This is a genomic window from Massilia sp. (genome assembly GCF_031995545.1).
Taxonomy (GTDB): domain Bacteria; phylum Pseudomonadota; class Gammaproteobacteria; order Burkholderiales; family Burkholderiaceae_D; genus Telluria.
The window spans coordinates 283,454-300,800 of the sequence record NZ_DAMAGA010000001.1 but is presented as its reverse complement, the minus strand read 5'-3'; the positions used below and the strand labels follow the sequence as shown (position 1 = coordinate 300,800).

Here is a 17,347-nt window from a genome sequence, read left to right as displayed (position 1 = left end):
AAATGCAGGATTACAATTTGGCGAAACAAGGCTAAGAGAGAATTATGTCACAAGCTACACAAACTACTGCTGCAGCGCAGCGTCCGAACGAATTCAACCTGGTCTGGCTGGACATGGAGATGACCGGCCTGGACCCGGACAACGACCGCATCATCGAGGTGGCGGTGGTGGTTACCGATCCAGACCTGAACGTGATCGCCGAAGGCCCGGTGTTCGCCATCCACCAGTCGGACGAGACGCTGGACAAGATGGACAACTGGAACAAGGGCACTCACGGCAAGTCGGGCCTGATCGACCGCGTACGAGCTTCAAGCGTTAGCGAAGCCCAGGCCGAGCAGGAGCTGATCGCTTTCCTGAAACAGTACGTCCCGGCCAACAAGTCGCCGATGTGCGGCAACTCGATCTGCCAGGACCGCCGCTTCATGGCGCGCGGCATGCCCAAGCTGGAAGCCTTCTTCCACTACCGTAACCTGGATGTGTCGACGCTGAAGGAACTGTGCAAGCGCTGGAAGCCGGAACTGGCGAGCGGCTTCAAGAAAGCGCAGAAGCACACCGCGCTGGCCGACATCATCGAGTCGATCGAAGAACTCAAGTATTACCGCGAGCACTTCATCCGCCTGTAACGCTGGGACTGCCTAACCGGCAGAACCGGTAAAAAAAGCCGATATGGACAAGCAGGTGTGCGACAATCGGTGGCATGGCCCCTCTTCAGCACACTGGATTCGCAGGCGACAGCATGATGGCCGCGCAGATGCGCAGCCACGACTGGCGCCGCTCCCCCCTCGGCGACCCCCAGGGCTGGCCGCCGTCGCTGCGCACGGCGGTCGACATGATGCTGCATTCCTCCTTCCCCATGTTCATCGCGTGGGGACCGCAGCTGGGCTTTCTCTATAACGACGCCTACATCCCGATCCTCGGCGAGCATTACCCGGCCGCGCTCGGACGTCCGTTTTCCGAGGTCTGGTCCGAAGTCTGGCCGGAGTTGCGGCCCATGGTCGAACGTACCCTGGGCGGCAAGGCGGTGTATTTCGAAGACCTTGAACTGACGATCGCGCGCCACGGCTTTCCCGAGCAGGCCTGGTTCACTTTTTCGTATGCGCCGCTGCACGACGCCGACGGCGCCAGCGCCGGCCTGTTCTGCACCTGCATGGAAACCAGTTCGCGCGTGCTGGCCGAGCGCCGCGCCGCCTTCGAGCTGAAGGTGTCGGATGCGCTGAGCCCGATCGAAGCGCCGGATGACGTGATCCGCACCTCGAGCGCGCTGCTGGGCGCGGAGCTGGGCGCGGCGCGGGTGCTGTACGCCGAGATCGATCCGCTCAGCGGCCGGCTGGCCTGGCCGCGCCTGTGGACGCGCGGCAGCGACGACGCCGCGCATCCCGGTACCCACCACGCGCGCTTTCCCCTGAACGACTTCAGTCCCGCCATCGTGGCCGAGCTGCGCAGCGGCGCGGTGGTGCGCATCCACGACGCCGCCAACGACCCGCGCGCGGCCGATCTGCGCGCCGCCTGGGTCGACGAGCGCATCGGCGCGCTGCTGGTGGTGCCGCTGGTGAAGTCCGGGCGCCTGATCGCCTGCCTCGGCGTGGACAGCCCGACCCCGCGCTCGTGGACCGCGCACGACATCGCACTGGCGCGCGACGTGGCCGAGCGCACCTGGTCGGCCGCCGAAACCGCGCGCGCCCAGGCCCTGCTGCGCGACGAGCGCGACCGCGGGCGCGACATCTTCGACAACATCTCGGAAGGCTTCGCGCTGTTCGACCGCAACTGGGTGATCCAGCGCATGAACACCGAAGGCCAGCGCATCTGCGGCGTGGCGCGCGAGGAGATCCTGGGGCGCAACCACTGGGACGCATTCCCCGAGTCGATCGACACCGCGGCCGGGCGCATGTACCGCAAGGTGATGCAGGAGCGCCAGGCCGGCAGCGCCGAATACTGCCGCGTGTTCGCGGACGGGCGCCGGGTCTGGTCCGACATCCGCGCCTACGCCACCCAGGACGGCGGCGTGGCGGCCTTCTTCCGCGACATCACCGACCGCAAGCTTGCCGAGGAAAAGCTGATGGATGCCGACCGCCGCAAGGACGAATTCCTGGCGATGCTGGCGCACGAGCTGCGCAACCCGCTGGCGCCGATCAGCGCCGCCGCCGAACTGCTGCGCGTCGGCGCGCTCGACGAAACGCGGGTGCGCCAGAGCAGCGGCATCATCGGGCGCCAGGTGCGCCACATGACGCGCCTGGTGGACGATTTGCTGGACGTATCGCGCGTGACGCGCGGCCTGATCACGCTTGGGCAGGCGAGCGTGTCGGCCAGGACCGTGGTCGAGGATGCGGTGGAACAGGTGCGGCCGTCGATCGAGGAACGCGCCCAGCGCCTGACGCTGCGCCTGCCGCCGCCGGGGGCCAGCGTGCGCGGCGACAAGGCGCGCCTGGTGCAGGTGGTGGCCAACGTGCTGGGCAACGCCGCCAAGTACACTCCGGCCGGCCGCGGCATCGACCTGCGCGCCGAAGTGGTGGGCACGCGCCTGATGCTGAGCGTACGCGACGAGGGCATCGGCATGGAACGCGAGCTCACCAAGCGCGTGTTCGACCTGTTCGCCCAGGCCGAGCGCTCGTCCGACCGCGCCCAGGGCGGGCTCGGGCTGGGGCTGGCGCTGGTCAAGCACCTGGTCGAGCTGCACGGCGGCACGGTCGCCTGTTCCAGTCCCGGACCGGGCAAGGGCAGCACCTTCGTGATCACGCTGCCGCTGCTGGACGAGCCGGTTACGGCCGAGCCGCACGGCGGCGCCCCGGCGTTGGCCGCGTCCGCGCGCCCGGCTGCGCGCCTGCGCGTGCTGGTGGTGGACGATAACGTCGACGCCGCCGAAACGCTCGGCCTGCTGCTGGCCAGCGAAGGGCACGAAGTGGTGGTCGAACACGACTCGCTGCGTGCGCTCGAACGTGCCCGCAGCATCCGCCCCGACGTGTGCCTGCTCGACATCGGCCTGCCCGAGATCGACGGCCGCGAACTGGCGCGCCGCCTGCGCGCCGAGCCGCTCACCGCGCACGCGACCCTGATCGCGATCACCGGTTACGGGCAGCAGCAGGACCGCGAGGCGGCGCTGGCGGCGGGGTTTGCGCATCACCTGGTCAAGCCGGTCGATTTCGAGCGTTTGCTGGAACTGCTCGACGACGTGCGGCGGGCGGCGGCCGGTGCGCACGGCAGGTCTGGCCAGCCGGTGACGGCAGGGTAGTACGCGATACCGTACCGATATCGCAACAGTGCACATCAGGTGTGCATAAGCTGCACCGAAATCGACCTCGCTCGCACCTCGACCGTGCAGATGTGTTGTAATGGCATTCTTTGCGCTCGACATTGGTGCAATGCCACCCATTCTTCATACTCTGCTAAGGCGGCCGCATCCGGTCGCCTTGCCCCTGTCCAGCCAGGCCCGGGCTGCTTTTGGCGCCCTGGTCGGCCTGATGCTGTCCGGGGTGCTCAGCCAGGTCGTACTGTCCTGGACCGCGCCCGACGCCCACATCGCCTGGCTGGTGGCCCCGATGGCTGCGTCCGCCGTGCTGCTGTTCTGCGTCCCCGCCAGTCCGCTGGCGCAGCCGTGGCCGGTCATCGGCGGCAACGTGGTGTCGGCCCTGACCGGCGCCGTCTGTGCCCAGCTGGTTCCCGATCCGATGTTCGCCGCGCCGCTGGCCGGCGGGTTGGCGATCGCCATGATGTTCCTGCTGCGCTGCCTGCACCCGCCGGGCGGGGCGGCGGCGATGACGGCGGTGCTGGGCGGGCCGGCCGTGCACGAACTGGGGCTGGGCTTCGCGATCGCGCCGGTGGGCCTGAATTCGGTGCTGCTGGTGCTGGCCGCGCTGGCCTACAACCGCCTGACCGGGGCGCGCCATCCGCACAAGCCGGTGCCCGCTGCGGCGCCGCTGGACAATGTGGTCGACGATGAAGACATCGACGCCGCGCTGGCCGAATTCGGCGAGGCGCTGGACGTGTCGCGCGCCGACCTGGCGGCCATCGTGCACGACGCCGAGCACCACGCCGCCGAACGGCGCGCACTGCGCATGCATGCCGGCGACGTCGCGGTGGCGCCGCTGGCGCGGCTGACGCCCGACATGCCGCTGGCGGCGGCGCGCGCCCAGCTGCTCAAGCACCGGATCGCGTCGCTGCCGGTGGTGGACGGGGAAGGTCGCCTGCTTGGCGTGCTGACCCAGGCCAGCCTGCTGCAGGCGGCGGCCGAGCAGGAGGCGCGCACGCTGGGAACGCGTACGCTGCATGCGCTGGCACGGCGCAAGGGGCCGGTGCAGGTGGCCGATCTGATGACGACGGGGATTGCGGTGGACGCAGGGCAACCGGCGTCCGTGGTGGCGACGCTGGCCGCGCGCCATGGATTGGCGCGGGTGCCGGTGGTGGACGGGTCGGGCAAGCTGGCCGGCATGGCCGGGCCGGTGGAAGTACTGGTGGCGCTGCACGCGGTGGAGCGCGGCGCATGAAACATCCACGCCGGCAACCCCAGGTGATGCATCGGTGGCGCCATCCTACCGATTAAACGTCGGCGGCAGTCTGCCGCCCGCTTGCTTTACGCCGCGTCGGCCCCGCAGCACTTCTTGTACTTCTTGCCGCTGCCGCAAGGGCAGTCGTCGTTACGCCCGACCTTCGGCTCTTCGCGCTTGACCGTCTCGACCGCGCCCTTGCGCAGCGGCAGCCAGTAGCGGTAGATGGCCGGCACGTTGGCTTCGATTTCCAGCGCCAGCGCGTGCACCTTGACCGGGTCGTCGACTTCCTTCAGCTCTTCTTCCTCGATCTCATCGGCACCGAGCAGGTAGATCGGGCGGATCAGTTCCGCGACTTCCGAATCCCAGATCCGTTCCCAGGCCTCGGCGCGCAGTTCGACGCCTTCCCAGAAACCCCAGCACCAGGCTTCCGGGTCGATCAGGGTCTTGCCTTCGTATTCGTGCTCGCAGTAGAGCGGCTCGAATTCCTTGGGCGAGACTTCGAAGGTGATCAGCACTTCGTTCATGAAGCGCATGATCAGGTTGATGATCTTTTCTTCTTCTTTCTTGTTCTTCCACTTCGGCGCGGCGGCTTCGTCCTCGCCCCAGACCAGCGGCAGCCACTCGGCCGGCATGATGGTTTCCGGGCCGATCGCGATCGCGGTCAGGTAGCCGTGCAGGGTGTCCATCGTCATCGCGTCGTCGGAGCAACGGTCGGAGAGCAGGAACTGGTCGAGGTCGTCGAATTCTTTTTCGGAAAGGGGCTGTTCGAGATGCATGGGAATCTGTAAAGGTGGGCTTGTTGCGTTGAAGGCGCTCAGTGTAACGCCTGCGCCGCCGGCGAGCACGAAAAAGATCGTGCAAAAAAAAGACGCCGGACTTGCCGGCGTCTTCACGCTGCCATCAACCTGTTGTCAACTTTGAATCAACGCTTGGCGTTGAATGCCTTGGTCAGCTCGCCGGTCGCGAAATCGTTCGCTTCCTTGGCCTTCGGCACCACCGCGCCCATGCCGAAGAATTCGTGGGTCACGCCCGTGTAGTGCTTGTAGTTGACCGCCACGCCTTCCTTCTTCAGGCGGTCGGCGTAGGCCTTGCCCTCGGTCATCAGCGGGTCGATCTCGGCCGTGATCACGGTCGCCGGCGGCAGGCCTTTCAGCGAAGTCGCCTTCATCGGCAGCGCGTACGGGTTCTTCGGATCGGCGCCGTAGTGCTTGAAGAACCATTCCATCATCGGCTTGTTGAGCGGCTTGGCGTTGGCGTTCTTCTTGTACGACTCGTTGTTCATGTCGTCGTTGACCACCGGGTAGACCAGCAGCTGGTGCACCGGCATCTGGATCTTCTGGTCGCGCGCCATCATCGACACCACGGTCGCCAGGTTGCCGCCGGCCGACTCGCCGGCCACCGCCACGCGCATCGGGTCGCCGTTGATTTCCTTGGCGTGCGCGATCGCCCACTGGTAGGCGGCCAGTGCATCCTCGGTCTGGGTCGGGAACTTGTGCTCCGGGGCGCGGCGGTAGTCGGCCGAGACCACGACCGCTTTCGCGCCTTTGGCCAGTGCGCGCACCGACGATTCATACACCTTGGTGTCGGCGATCACGAAGCCGCCGCCGTGGTAGTAGACCACGATCGGGAACGGGCCCTTGCCTTCAGGGGTGAAGACGTGGACCGGGAAGCTGCCGCCTTTGCCCTGGACGTTCATGGTCTTCATGGTCACGCCCGGTTCCGGTGCGGTGCTCTTGCCCATATCCGCCATCAGCGTCTTGACCGCGTCGGCAGGCGTCGGCTGCTTGCGCGCTTCTTCCGGCGACAGGGTCTCGATCGGCTTTGGTTTCAAGGATGCCATCGCGTCCAGCACTTTCTGCATGTTCGGCTCGGCCTTCGGCGGCTGCGCGTTCTGGGCGATGGCGACGCCGCACAGCAGGCCGGCGGCAACCGCGGCGACGGTCAGGGTCAACGACTTCTTCATGTTCTTCCTTTCGGTGTTTCGTACCGCACGCGACTGCGTCGGGTTACGTTTATGACATCAGACCTCGTTAGCGGCCCGCGCTCGGTGCGTGAGCGAACCCAGCCTTACGAAAATCGGGTCATTCGCGGTTTCGCGTGCGCCACCGTACAATGCGCGCATGGACATCGACGACGACACCCCGCAGCACCCGTTTGCCCGGCTCGACCCCGCCACCGTGCTCGACGCGCTCGACAGTGTCGGCCTGCACGCGGATGGGCGCCTGCTGGCGCTGAACAGCTATGAAAACCGGGTCTACCGGGCCGGCCTGGACGAGGGCGCGCCGGTGGTGGTCAAGTTTTACCGGCCCGAGCGCTGGAGCGATGCCGCCATCCTCGAAGAGCACGGCTTCGTGGCCGAACTGGTGGAACAGGAAGTGCCGGCGGTGCCGGCCATGACGATCGACGGCCGCACGCTGCACCGGCATGCCGGCTTCAGCTTCGCCGTGTTCCCCAGCCGCGGCGGCCGCGCTCCCGAGCTCGACCGGCCCGAGGTGCTGGAATGGATCGGGCGCTTCATCGGCCGCATCCACGCGGTCGGCGCAGCCAGGCCGTACCAGCATCGGCCGGCACTCGACCCGCACACCTTCGGCCGCGTACCGTTCGACTACCTGCGCAGCAACGGCTTCGTCCCTCCCGAGCTGTTGCCGGCCTGGACTAGCGTGGTCGAGCAGGCGCTCGATGGCGTGCAGCGCTGCTACGAGCGCGCCGGCGAATTGCCCCTGCTGCGCCTGCACGGCGACTGCCACGGCAGCAACGTGCTGTGGACGCCCGACGGGCCGCACTTCGTCGACTTCGACGACAGCCGCATGGGGCCGGCGGTGCAGGACCTGTGGATGCTGCTGTCGGGCGAGCGCCAGGACATGGTGCGCCAAATGGGCGACGTGCTGGCCGGCTACGAGGATTTCTGCGAGTTCCACCCGCGCCAGCTGTACCTGGTCGAGGCGCTGCGCACGCTGCGCCTGATCCATTATGCGGCGTGGCTGGCGATGCGCTGGGACGATCCGGCGTTCCCGGCCGCTTTCCCCTGGTTCAATACCCAGCGCTACTGGCAGGATCGCATTCTCGAGCTACGTGAACAGGTCGCGCTCATGGATGAGCCTCCGCTGTGGCCGGTATGACACATCAGTAAATACGCAGCGCAAACCGATGAGCTGACAGGGATGCCGCCCGCTGTTCGGCGTGGCACGTCTTGCAATTTTGCCGGATAATCGACACGACACATCCCATCCTCGGGATCGCCGCTAACGAGAGCTTTCATGGAACCGAACCAAGCCAAGCCAGACGATGCCGACTTCATGATCGACCTGTCGCAGATGGACGCGCCGCCGCCGGATGCGCCCGCAGACGCGAGCGCGCGCGAGGCGGCACAGGCACAGGCCGCCGGTCCCGCTCCAGCGGAGGCTGCGGCGCCGGCCGAGCGCAAGCCGCTCGAAATGCGCGAGATCCAGGAAGCGATCGCGCGCGTCGAAGCCGAGGCCAAGGCCAACGTCGCCGCCGAAAGCCGCGCCCACGCCGAAGCCCAGGCGCGCGCACTGGCCGAAGAACGCGCCGCGCTGGATGCCGCCGCCGCTGCGGCCGCGCTGGCTAATTCCCAGGCATCCGAAGAAGCGATCGCCGCCAACCGCGACCGCCTGGACTCGCTGCGCGCGGCGGCCCAGGCCTCGAGCGAGCGTCTGGAAGCGATCCGCCAGGAAACCGCCGAGCTGCGCGCCCGCGTCAAGACCGAGACCGAGGTGCGCCTGGCGGCCGAGGCGCGCGTGCGCAGCGAGGAAGAAGCGCGCCGCCGCGCCACGGTGCAGATCGAGGCCGAAGCGGAACTGGCCGCCAAGGCCGCGCGTGCCGCCGACGAGCTGGTGCTGCAGACCGAGCAGGCACGCCTGCAGGCGGCCGAGCGGATGGCGGCGGTGGCCGCGGCCAAGGAAGAAGTGCTGCACAACGCCAGCGCCGACGCCCGCATCGCGATCCTTGCGCGCGAGCGCGAACGCGCCGAAAAGGCCGCGCGCCAGACCGCCGAGAAGCTGGCCCAGGCCGAAGCCGAAGCGCTGGAACTGACGCTGCAGCGCGAACGCGCCGACCAGGTGGCGCTGAGCTCCGCATTCCAGCGCGCGGCGGCCGAAGCGCGCGCGCTGGAAGAAGCGCGCGCCTTTGCCCACATCGAACAGGAGCGCGAAGCGATCGCGCTGGCCCAGGCCGAATCCGAGCGGGTGGCCGCGCAATCGCTGCGCATGCGCCTGCAGACCGAGAAGGAATTGCGTGACGCCGCCACCCACCGCGAGCGCATGGAGCAGATGGCCGCCAGCAGCGCCGACGCACGGCGCGAAGCCGAACTGCGCATCCTGGCCGCCACCGAAGCGCGCATCGAAGCCGACCGCCGCCTGCTGGACGTGTCGGAAGATCGCGCGCGCGCCGAGGAAGAAGCCGGCATGCAGAGCCAGGCGCGGCTCGAGGCCGAGGCCGAGGCGGCGCTCGCCGCCCGCGAACGCAAGGCGGCCGACGAAGCGGCGCAGGAAGCGGCGCGGCGCGAGCAGGAAGAACATATCCGCGAACAGGCGCTGGCGCGCGAGCGCGCCGAGCAGGCCCGGATCGCGGCCGACGCCCTGGCGGCGCAGAACGATGCCGAAGCGGCGGCGCTGGCGTTTGAGACCGAACGCGCCGAGTTGCAGCGCCAGGCAGCCGAGCTGGCCGAGCGCAACCGGCAGGAGGCCGAAGCGCTGGCCCGGGCCGAGCGCGAACGGCTGGAGGCGGAGGCCGCGGCATTGGCGACGCTGGAACAAAAGCAGGCGGCCGAGCGCTCCCTGACGCTGGCCGCGCAGGCACGCGCCGAAGCCGAGGAAGCGGCAGCAGCGGCGCTACGCCAGCAGGCCGAAGCCGAACAACGTCTGGAAGCCGCGCAGCGCGCAGCCTGGGAAGCACAGCAGGCCCAGGCCGACGCCGCGATCGAAGAAGCGGCGCAAGCCGAAGCGGCCGCCGAGGCCCAGCAGGCCCAGACCCGGCGCGCGGCCGAACTGGCCGAAGCCCAGGCCGAGCGGGTCTCGGTCGAGCGCCAGCAGGTGCAGCTGACCGAGCAGGCCATCGCCGCCGAGCGCGAAGCGACCCAGGCCGCGCGCGAATCGCTGGCCCTGGTCGAGCGCAAGCTGGCCGCCCAGCGCCAGCAGGCCGCGGCCGACGCCCGCGCCAACGAAGCGGCGGCGGCGCGCCTGGCATCCGAACAGGCGGCCGCCCAGGCGGCGCAGGCGCGCGCCGAAGCCGAGGAAGAACAGGCGCAGCTGGCGCGCGAGCGCGAACTGGTGGAACAGGCCGCGATGCAGGCCGCGATCGACAAGCGTGAAGCCCAGCGCGTGCTGCTCGAACACGCCCAGGCCCACGCCGAGATGCAGCGCAAGTCGGCCTACGCCACCCAGCAGATGGCCGACGCGCGCAAGCACCTGGTGAACCTGGAAAGCAAGCGCCAGGACGAACAGGCGGCGGAACTGGCGGCCACCGAACGCGCGATCGGCGAACGGCGCCAGGAGGCGGGTCAGCGCTCGGTCTCGGCCGACCTGACGCGCGAAGTGCTGGGCCGCTTCAAGCAGTCGCAGGCGAGGGCGGCCGAATCGTCGGCCGCGCAGGCCGCGGCCCGGCTGGCCGAAGTCGTGGCGAACCAGCGCAAGCTGGATCAATAAACCGTTTCGCCAACCCTACCGGGCTGGCGCATCGCTTGGCGACACCGGATTCACCGGCCCCATCACCACGCCCTTCACGAAATACTCGGTATCCCCGAAGCACGAGGTCGGCACACCCTTGTGCTGCTCGTACGACACCTGCACCCGGCGCCCGATATTGGTATTGAGCTGCTTGGCCACCTCATCGTCACGTACGGTGAAGGCGAAGCGTTCCGGAATCGCCCCCGGCATGCTCGACAGCAGGATCTCACCTTCCCAGGTCTTGCACAGCCAGCCCTTCTTCGAGAACGATTGCAGGTAACCGGCGCGGTCGCCTTCGGAATACGACCAGTTCAGCGTGAACCAGGTGTACAGGCTGCCCAGGACGGCAACGATGACGATGACGGCGAGCAGGAGGGCGGTGACGCGCTTGGGCGAAGTGGTCGGCATGGTAGGGCGATGGTTCCTAATGAATGATCGAAATGGCAGCGCTGTAGCGGTGCGCGCCCATTCTGCCATGCCCGGCCCGGATCGCAAACCGCCGCGTCGGATATCCCGATCCGCTCCGGTGCGGCGGCCCGCGTCCCCTTTACGTCATCGTCTTGACGCCGCCCGCCGCTTCCTCGGCCTCCATGCGCCGCCGGTAGCGCACCGACGACCACAGCGATACCAGGATGAAGGCCAGCCCCGACAGTCCAGTGAACCACTCCGGGATGTGATAGTGCACGCCGAGGAACATGATCAGCGCCAGGATCCCGATCGCGTAGTGCGCCCCATGCTCGAGATAGACGAACTGCTGCAGCGTGCCCTTGTAGACCAGGAACACCGTCATCGAGCGCACGAACATGGCGCCGATCGCCAGGCCCAGCATGATGATGACCACGTCGTTGGTGATCGCGAACGCGCCGATCACGCCGTCGAAAGAGAACGAGGCGTCCAGCACTTCCAGGTACAGGAAACCGCCGATGCTGCCCTGCGAGATCATGGCCCCGACCGACGGGTCTTCTTCCTTCTCTTCCAGCAGGCCGCTGAGCCACTGGACGCCGATATACACCAGCACCCCGACCACGCCGGCCAGCAGCACCGCCAGTTTACGTTCCGGCGGCATCAGGCTCATCGAGGCCAGCACGCCGAGCAGGGTGATCAATACCGCCAGGCCGCCGGTGCCGTACTGGCCCATCTTTTCCTCGATCCAGCCCAGCCAGTGCAGTTCCTTCTCTTCGTCAAACAAAAAGTTGAGGAACACCAGCGCCAGGAAGGCGCCGCCGAAAGCCGCCACTTCGGCGTGGTGCTCGGTCAGGTGGCGCGAATATTCGTTCGGATTCTCGATCGCCATGTGCCAGACGTCCACCAGACCGAGGCCGGTAGCCACCGCGACGATCACCAGCGGGAACAGCAGGCGCATGCCGAACACCGCCACCAGGATGCCGACGGTGAGGAACAGCTTGCGCCAGAATTCGTTCCAGTGCTTCAGCACCGAGGCGTTGACGACCGCATTGTCGAAAGAAAGCGACACTTCCAGCACGCCGAGGATGGCGGTGATCCACAGCGCCTGCAGCAGGCCGGCCATGCCGCGATGCTCGTAGCCCCACCAGCCGGCCAGGGCCATCAGGACGACGGTGACGATGAACGACCAGCGGAAATGCTGCATGTCTTCTCCTTGTCTGTCAGTACGGGTTGGAGGAATATTACCGGTTCTTGAAAGCTTGGGGCCGTTCGGAAAGTCGCCCGGCGAAGCTTGCTTCTGAGATAATTCTGGCCAGCATTTTTCACTCCGCATTTTTCATTCTTATAATCTCATGGACCTTATTTATCTCGTGACACCGGTGTTGACCTGGATGGTGGTCGGCCCGATCAAATTCCTCATTTCCAGCATCCGCCTGCGGCGCTGGGCCTTCGACCTGGTCGGCAACGGCGGCTTCCCCAGCAACCACAGCGCCGTGGTGACCAGCATGGCGACCCTGATCGCCCTGCGCGAGGGCATGGACCATCCAGCCTTCGGGGTCGCGGTGACGCTGGCCTTCATCGTCATGATCGACGCCAACAGCCTGCGCCAGCACGTCGGCCGCCACGCGGTGGCGCTGAACCGCCTGCACGATGGCAAGACCGAGTACGTAGTACTGCGCGAGCGCATGGGCCACACCAAGATCGAGATCGCCGGCGGGGTATTGACCGGCATCGGCATGGGCTTCCTGATCAACGCCGTGCTCGGCGGATTCTGACCATCGTATGGCGCGTATGTACGTTACTCATGTGTACGCGCCGCCAGCCACAGAGCGTCCGGCGGACGTCCAACCGTCCGCCGGACCCGGGCATTCCATCCGGGCTGCAACGCAGCTCATCGCCAAAATCCGCAGTTCATCCATCGAATCCCGCAGACCACAGTTTCCTCGATTGACGCCGATGGGCCCCTCCTGAATACTGCCTGCTGACCGTATCTGTTCGCGTTCTAAGAATCGCTCGCAAGAAGCATACGCACTACAAAATTTTTCATACTTACAAAGACACGAAGTCCATTCTCCGGAGATCCACAATGCTGCGCAAAACCCTTCTCGTCCTCGCCATCGCCGCCAGCCTCGCCGCCTGCGGCAAGGATTCCGCCAAGGGGCCCGAACAGGCCAAGGACAACAAGCCGACGCAGCTGTCGGTGGCGCCGGAAGACGTGCTGACCGTGAGCAGCGGTGCGATCGCCTCCGGCCCGGTGATCACCGGCTCGATCCAGCCCGAGCGCCGCGCCGACTTGCGCGCCGAAGTCTCGGCCATCGTGCTGCAGGTGCTCAAGGAGAACGGCGAACCGGTCCGGCGCGGCGACGTGCTGGTGCGCCTCGATGAAACCTCGATCCGCGACACCCTGACCTCGGCCGAGGATGCGCAGCGCGCCGCCGGCCTGGCGCTGGACCAGGCCAACCGCCAGGTCGAGCGCCTGAAGACCCTGAGCGCGTCCGGCATGACCTCGATGAAGGCGCTGGACGACGCCGAGATGGCGCGCAACAACGCGCTGAGCGAACTGTCGGCCTCCAAGAGCCGCGTCGCCACCGCGCGCCAGCAGCTGGCCCGCACCACGGTGCGCGCGCCGTTCGACGGCATCGTCTCCGAGCGCAAGGTTTCGAACGGCGACACCGCCACCATCGGCAAGGAACTGGTGAAGGTGATCGATCCGTCCAGCATGCGCTTCGAAGGCGCGGTGTCGGCCGATTCGGTCAGCACCGTCAAGATCGGCCAGCCGGTGAAATTCCGCGTCAACGGCTACGGCGACCAGCTGTTCGCCGGCACGGTGCGCCGCATCGACCCGGCCGCGAATCCGGTCACGCGCCAGGTCGAGGTGCTGGTGGCCTTCGCCGACAACGCCCAGCCACGTGTGGCCGGCCTGTACGCCGAAGGGCGGGTCGATGCCGCCAGCAGCGACGCCCTGATGCTGCCTGAGAGCGCGCTGGTGCGCCAGGGCGACAGCAACTACACCTGGCGCATCAAGGACAAGACCCTGGCGCGCGTGAACCTGGTGATCGGCGCGCGCGACCCGCGTACCGGCAACTTCGAGGTCAAGCAGGGCCTGGCGGCCGGCGACATCGTGCTGCGCGCCCCGACTTCGAACCTGAAGGACGGGCAGAAGGTCGACATGGCCACCGCGCGTGTGGCCAGCGCAGCTCCGGCGGCGGCAGCGGCGCCGGCCCAGGGGCAGGGCAAGGGACAAAGCAACTGAACAAGCAGCTGAATAAGCAGCTGAAGCAATACGCCGAAACAGAACTATAACCAGGAAAACAAGATGTTTCTGTCCAATTTTAGTGTCAAGAAACCGATCGCCACGATCGTGATCATCGTGGCGATGATGGCCATGGGCCTGCTGGCCCTGTCCAAGCTGAAGGTCAACCAGAACCCGGACGTCGACCTGCCGCTGATCGTGGTCGACATCCCGTATCCGGGCGCCTCGCCCGAGACCGCCGAGCGCGAAGTCACCAACCGCATCGAAAAGCAGTTGCAGGCGATCCAGGGCGTGGACGAGCTCACCTCGAATTCATACGAAGGCGGGGTCAGCATTCTGCTGTGGTTCGACTTCGACCGCGACCTGATCGAAGCCTCGGACGACGTGCGCAACGCGATTTCCGCAGTGCGCTACAAGCTGCCGCTCGAGATGCGCGAGCCGGTGCTGCGCCGGGTCGATCCGGCGGCCGACCCGATCATGCAACTGGCCCTGTCCTCGACCAGCCAGACCCACGCCGACATCTCGCGTTATGCCGAAGACGTGCTGGCCGACCGCTTCCGCGGCATCGAAGGCGTCTCGATCGTGAACGTCGGCGGCGCCCTGCGCCGTGAACTGTCGGTGCTGCTGCGCTCGGAGAAGCTGCGCGAATTCAATGTCTCGGTGACCGAGGTCACCAACGCCCTGCGCAGCGGCAACACCAACGCCCCGGTCGGCAAGCTGCGCGACGAACTGGACGAGAAGGGCATCCGCCTGATCGGCCGCATCGAGCGTCCCGAAGACTTTTCGCAGATCGTGGTCAAGCGTAACGGCGACCAGATCGTGCGCCTGAGCCAGGTGGCCGAGATCGAGGACGGCTTCGCCGACATCAACTCGCTCTCGATCCGCAGCGGCAAGCCGAACGTCGGCCTGTACATCTCGCGCTCGCGCGACGCCTCCACCGTAGCGCTGGCCAAGAAGGTGCACGCGGTGGTCGAGGAAGTCAACAAGGAACTGCCCGAAGGCACCAAGCTGGAAGTCACGCGCGACGGCGGCCGCGAAGCGCAGCTGAGCCTGAACAACGTGATCGAATCGCTGGTGCTGGGCGCGGTGCTGACCGTATTCGTGGTGTACGCCTTCCTCAACTCCTGGCGCTCGACCCTGATCACCGCGCTGGCGCTGCCGACCTCGGTGCTGGCGGCCTTCATCGCGGTCTGGCTGTGCGGCTTCACCCTGAATTTCATGACCCTGCTCGGCCTGTCGCTGGCGATCGGCGTCCTGATCGACGATGCGATCGTGGTGCGCGAGAACATCGTGCGTCACATGGAAATGGGTTCCGACCGCCGCACCGCGGCCCTGGAAGGCACGGCCGAGATCGGCCTGGCGGTGGCCGCCACCACCTTCTCGATCATGGCGGTGTTCGTGCCGGTGGCCTTCATGCCGGGCCTGGCCGGCGAATGGTTCCGTCCGTTCGCCCTGACCGTGACCTGCTCGGTGATCGTCTCGCTGCTGATCTCGTTCACGCTCGACCCGATGCTGTCGGCCTACTGGGGCGACCCGCCGGGCCACCACAATGCGCCGAAGAAGGGCCTGGGCCGCGTGCTCGACCGCTTCAATCACTGGTTCGACCACCAGGCCGACCGCTACGGCCACGTGATCGCCTGGGCGCTGCACCACCGCCGCTGGATGAGCGTGATCGCGTTCGCCAGCTTCGTCGCCGCGATCGCGCTGCAGGCCAACTTCGGCGGCACCAGCTTCCAGCCGAAGATGGACTCGGGCAACGTCCAGGTCGAGGTGCGCACCCCGGCGTCGTCGAGCATCGAGTATGCCCGGCGCAAGGTGGAAGCCGCGGCCGAACTGGCGCGCAAGATTCCCGAGACCAAGGACACCAACAGCAGGATCGACCTCAACGGCGGCCGCGTCACGGTCGACATCGGCCGCCGCAGCGAGCGCAACCGCACCGCCGCCGAGATCGCGATCGAGCTGCGCCAGAAGCTGGCTCCCCTGGTCGGCGCCGAATACACCGTCATCGACGACCTGAACGGCGGCGGCAAGCCGGTCCAGATCGAGTTCACCGGTCCCGATTCGCGCAAACTGATGGAACTGACCACCGCCTACATGGCCAAGCTGCGTGAAGTGCCGGGTGCGGTCGACGTCTCGCTGTCGGAGCAGGATCCAAAGAACGAGCTGCAGATTGTGCTCGACCGCGGCCTGGCCAACGCCATGGGCATCTCGGTCAACGATGCCGCCCAGTCGCTGCGCGTGGCCTTCGCCGGCATCGAGGTCGGCGACTGGGTCGACCCGACCAGCGAAACCCGCGACGTGGCGGTGCGCCTGCATCCGGACGACCGCGTGAATACCGAAAGCATCGAGCGCCTGCCGATCTCGGTGGCCGGCACCGGCATGATGGTGCCGCTCGAGCAGATCGCCACCATCACCATGGGCAAGGGCCCGTCCGGCATCCGCCACAAGGATGGCGAGCGCCTGATCACGGTCTCGGCCAACGTCCAGGGCCGCGCGGCCGGCGAAGTCACCAAGGATGCGATGGCGCTGGCACGCACCTTCGACTTCCCGCCGGGCTACGGCCTGTCGCTGGGCGGCGCCGGCGAAGACCAGCAGGAACTGATGCAGGCGATGCAGATCGCGCTGCTGTCTGGCATCGCCCTGATGTACCTGATCCTGGTGATGCAGTTCGGCTCGTTCACCGCGCCGCTGGGCGTGATGCTGTCGCTGCCGCTGTCCCTGATCGGCGTGGTGCTGGCCCTGATCCTGACCAAGAACACCCTCAACATGATGAGCATGATCGGCATCATCATGCTGATGGGCCTGGTGGCCAAGAACGCGATCCTGCTGCTGGACGCGGCGCGCGACCTAGAACGCGAAGGCATGGACCGCGAAGAAGCGCTGATGGCCGCCGGCCGCAAGCGCCTGCGCCCGATCCTGATGACCACCTTCGCGCTGATCGCGGGCATGCTGCCGGTGGCGCTGGCCCTGGGCGACGCCGGCCAGTTCTTCCAGCCGCTGGCGATCGCCATCATCGGCGGCACCATCACCTCGACCCTGCTGACGCTGCTGGTGGTGCCGACTTTCTACGACAGCATCGAGATCGCACGCGACCGCATGGCCGCCAAGTTCGGCCGCCGCAATGAACGCTGGGGCTCGCTGGCGGCGTTCGGTCTGACGCTGGTGGAAGCGATCCTGACCCTGACCATGGTGCGCCTGCTGTACCGCGCCATCATGCGTGGGGTGCGGTACGTGAGCGGCCGCGGACGCGGCAAGGCGCAGCCTGTATGAGGCAGACGCGCACGGGTCAGTCTTGCTTGTCAGGCAAGGTTAGCTGATATCAGACAGTACGGCCGGCAGCGATGCCGGCCGTTTTTTCATGCACGCTGCATGTGCGAGATTCCCACGCAAACATTGCATTTCGTCGGGGAAGTGATTCTTTTCGGCACAGTTGAATACTGGAAGTTTTTAAAGCTTTTACAATGGGGGATTGTCCGATGCCGTAGAATGTCCTGCTGAGCTTGGTTAATAGCCTTGCCTGTCGA

Annotated in this window: 12 protein-coding genes; 8 read left to right on the top strand and 4 right to left on the bottom strand. The window is 66.9% G+C overall.

The annotated features are described in order from the left end of the window. The first annotated feature begins 44 nt into the window (after positions 1-44). The 3 genes from orn to RTQ83_RS01370 all read left to right on the top strand — a co-directional run bounded on the left by orn (position 45) and on the right by RTQ83_RS01370 (position 4,478). Positions 45-623 carry an oligoribonuclease gene (gene orn / locus RTQ83_RS01380; protein WP_312510752.1) on the top strand — a complete coding sequence of 193 codons (579 nt, stop codon included), beginning with the start codon at positions 45-47 and terminating at the stop codon, positions 621-623. Between the two features lie 113 nt (positions 624-736). Continuing rightward, on the top strand, positions 737-3,226 hold the full coding sequence (locus RTQ83_RS01375) for an ATP-binding protein (RefSeq protein ID WP_312510751.1): 2,490 nt from the start codon (positions 737-739) through the stop codon (positions 3,224-3,226). Between the two features lie 178 nt (positions 3,227-3,404). Continuing rightward, complete coding sequence (locus RTQ83_RS01370; RefSeq protein ID WP_312510750.1) at positions 3,405-4,478, top strand: HPP family protein; 1,074 nt, start codon at positions 3,405-3,407, stop codon at positions 4,476-4,478. Between the two features lie 86 nt (positions 4,479-4,564). Here the strand turns inward: RTQ83_RS01370 and RTQ83_RS01365 are convergent, their stop codons facing one another. Together RTQ83_RS01365 and RTQ83_RS01360 are read right to left on the bottom strand one after the other, a co-directional pair. Continuing rightward, positions 4,565-5,257, bottom strand: coding sequence for a UPF0149 family protein (locus RTQ83_RS01365; RefSeq protein ID WP_312510749.1), 693 nt, complete (start codon positions 5,255-5,257; stop codon positions 4,565-4,567). A 146-nt stretch (positions 5,258-5,403) separates the two neighbouring features. Beyond that, on the bottom strand, positions 5,404-6,444 hold the full coding sequence (locus RTQ83_RS01360; protein ID WP_312510748.1) for an alpha/beta hydrolase: 1,041 nt from the start codon (positions 6,442-6,444) through the stop codon (positions 5,404-5,406). A 157-nt stretch (positions 6,445-6,601) separates the two neighbouring features. Here RTQ83_RS01360 and RTQ83_RS01355 point away from each other — a divergent pair, with 157 nt between their 5' ends. Together RTQ83_RS01355 and RTQ83_RS01350 are read left to right on the top strand one after the other, a co-directional pair. Then, entirely contained in the window at positions 6,602-7,600 is a 999-nt protein-coding gene (locus RTQ83_RS01355; protein WP_312510747.1) for a serine/threonine protein kinase, read from the top strand. Between the two features lie 138 nt (positions 7,601-7,738). Then, positions 7,739-10,144, top strand: coding sequence for a hypothetical protein (locus tag RTQ83_RS01350; RefSeq protein WP_312510746.1), 2,406 nt, complete (start codon positions 7,739-7,741; stop codon positions 10,142-10,144). Positions 10,145-10,159: 15 nt separating this feature from the next. Here RTQ83_RS01350 and RTQ83_RS01345 read toward each other — a convergent pair whose 3' ends face one another. Together RTQ83_RS01345 and RTQ83_RS01340 are read right to left on the bottom strand one after the other, a co-directional pair. Beyond that, entirely contained in the window at positions 10,160-10,573 is a 414-nt protein-coding gene (locus RTQ83_RS01345) for a hypothetical protein (protein ID WP_312510745.1), read from the bottom strand. 139 nt (positions 10,574-10,712) lie between these two features. Next, positions 10,713-11,774, bottom strand: a complete 1,062-nt coding sequence (locus RTQ83_RS01340; RefSeq protein WP_312510744.1) for a DUF475 domain-containing protein — start codon at positions 11,772-11,774, stop codon at positions 10,713-10,715. A 148-nt stretch (positions 11,775-11,922) separates the two neighbouring features. Here RTQ83_RS01340 and RTQ83_RS01335 point away from each other — a divergent pair, with 148 nt between their 5' ends. The 3 genes from RTQ83_RS01335 (at position 11,923) to RTQ83_RS01325 (ending at position 17,093) form a co-directional block, all read left to right on the top strand. After that, positions 11,923-12,345 carry a divergent PAP2 family protein gene (locus tag RTQ83_RS01335; protein WP_312510742.1) on the top strand — a complete coding sequence of 141 codons (423 nt, stop codon included), beginning with the start codon at positions 11,923-11,925 and terminating at the stop codon, positions 12,343-12,345. A gap of 311 nt (positions 12,346-12,656) precedes the next feature. After that, positions 12,657-13,823 carry an efflux RND transporter periplasmic adaptor subunit gene (locus RTQ83_RS01330; RefSeq protein WP_312510741.1) on the top strand — a complete coding sequence of 389 codons (1,167 nt, stop codon included), beginning with the start codon at positions 12,657-12,659 and terminating at the stop codon, positions 13,821-13,823. A gap of 63 nt (positions 13,824-13,886) precedes the next feature. Next, positions 13,887-17,093 carry an efflux RND transporter permease subunit gene (locus tag RTQ83_RS01325; RefSeq protein ID WP_312510739.1) on the top strand — a complete coding sequence of 1,069 codons (3,207 nt, stop codon included), beginning with the start codon at positions 13,887-13,889 and terminating at the stop codon, positions 17,091-17,093. Positions 17,094-17,347 lie beyond the last annotated feature (254 nt).

Coding starts and splice junctions, on each gene's coding strand:
- orn (WP_312510752.1), top strand. CDS start 45: ATGTCACAAGCTACACAAACTACTGCTGCAGCGCAGCGTCCGAACGAA.
- RTQ83_RS01375 (WP_312510751.1), top strand. CDS start 737: ATGATGGCCGCGCAGATGCGCAGCCACGACTGGCGCCGCTCCCCCCTC.
- RTQ83_RS01365 (WP_312510749.1), bottom strand. CDS start 5,257: ATGCATCTCGAACAGCCCCTTTCCGAAAAAGAATTCGACGACCTCGAC.
- RTQ83_RS01360 (WP_312510748.1), bottom strand. CDS start 6,444: ATGAAGAAGTCGTTGACCCTGACCGTCGCCGCGGTTGCCGCCGGCCTG.
- RTQ83_RS01355 (WP_312510747.1), top strand. CDS start 6,602: ATGGACATCGACGACGACACCCCGCAGCACCCGTTTGCCCGGCTCGAC.
- RTQ83_RS01350 (WP_312510746.1), top strand. CDS start 7,739: ATGGAACCGAACCAAGCCAAGCCAGACGATGCCGACTTCATGATCGAC.
- RTQ83_RS01345 (WP_312510745.1), bottom strand. CDS start 10,573: ATGCCGACCACTTCGCCCAAGCGCGTCACCGCCCTCCTGCTCGCCGTC.
- RTQ83_RS01340 (WP_312510744.1), bottom strand. CDS start 11,774: ATGCAGCATTTCCGCTGGTCGTTCATCGTCACCGTCGTCCTGATGGCC.
- RTQ83_RS01335 (WP_312510742.1), top strand. CDS start 11,923: ATGGACCTTATTTATCTCGTGACACCGGTGTTGACCTGGATGGTGGTC.
- RTQ83_RS01330 (WP_312510741.1), top strand. CDS start 12,657: ATGCTGCGCAAAACCCTTCTCGTCCTCGCCATCGCCGCCAGCCTCGCC.
- RTQ83_RS01325 (WP_312510739.1), top strand. CDS start 13,887: ATGTTTCTGTCCAATTTTAGTGTCAAGAAACCGATCGCCACGATCGTG.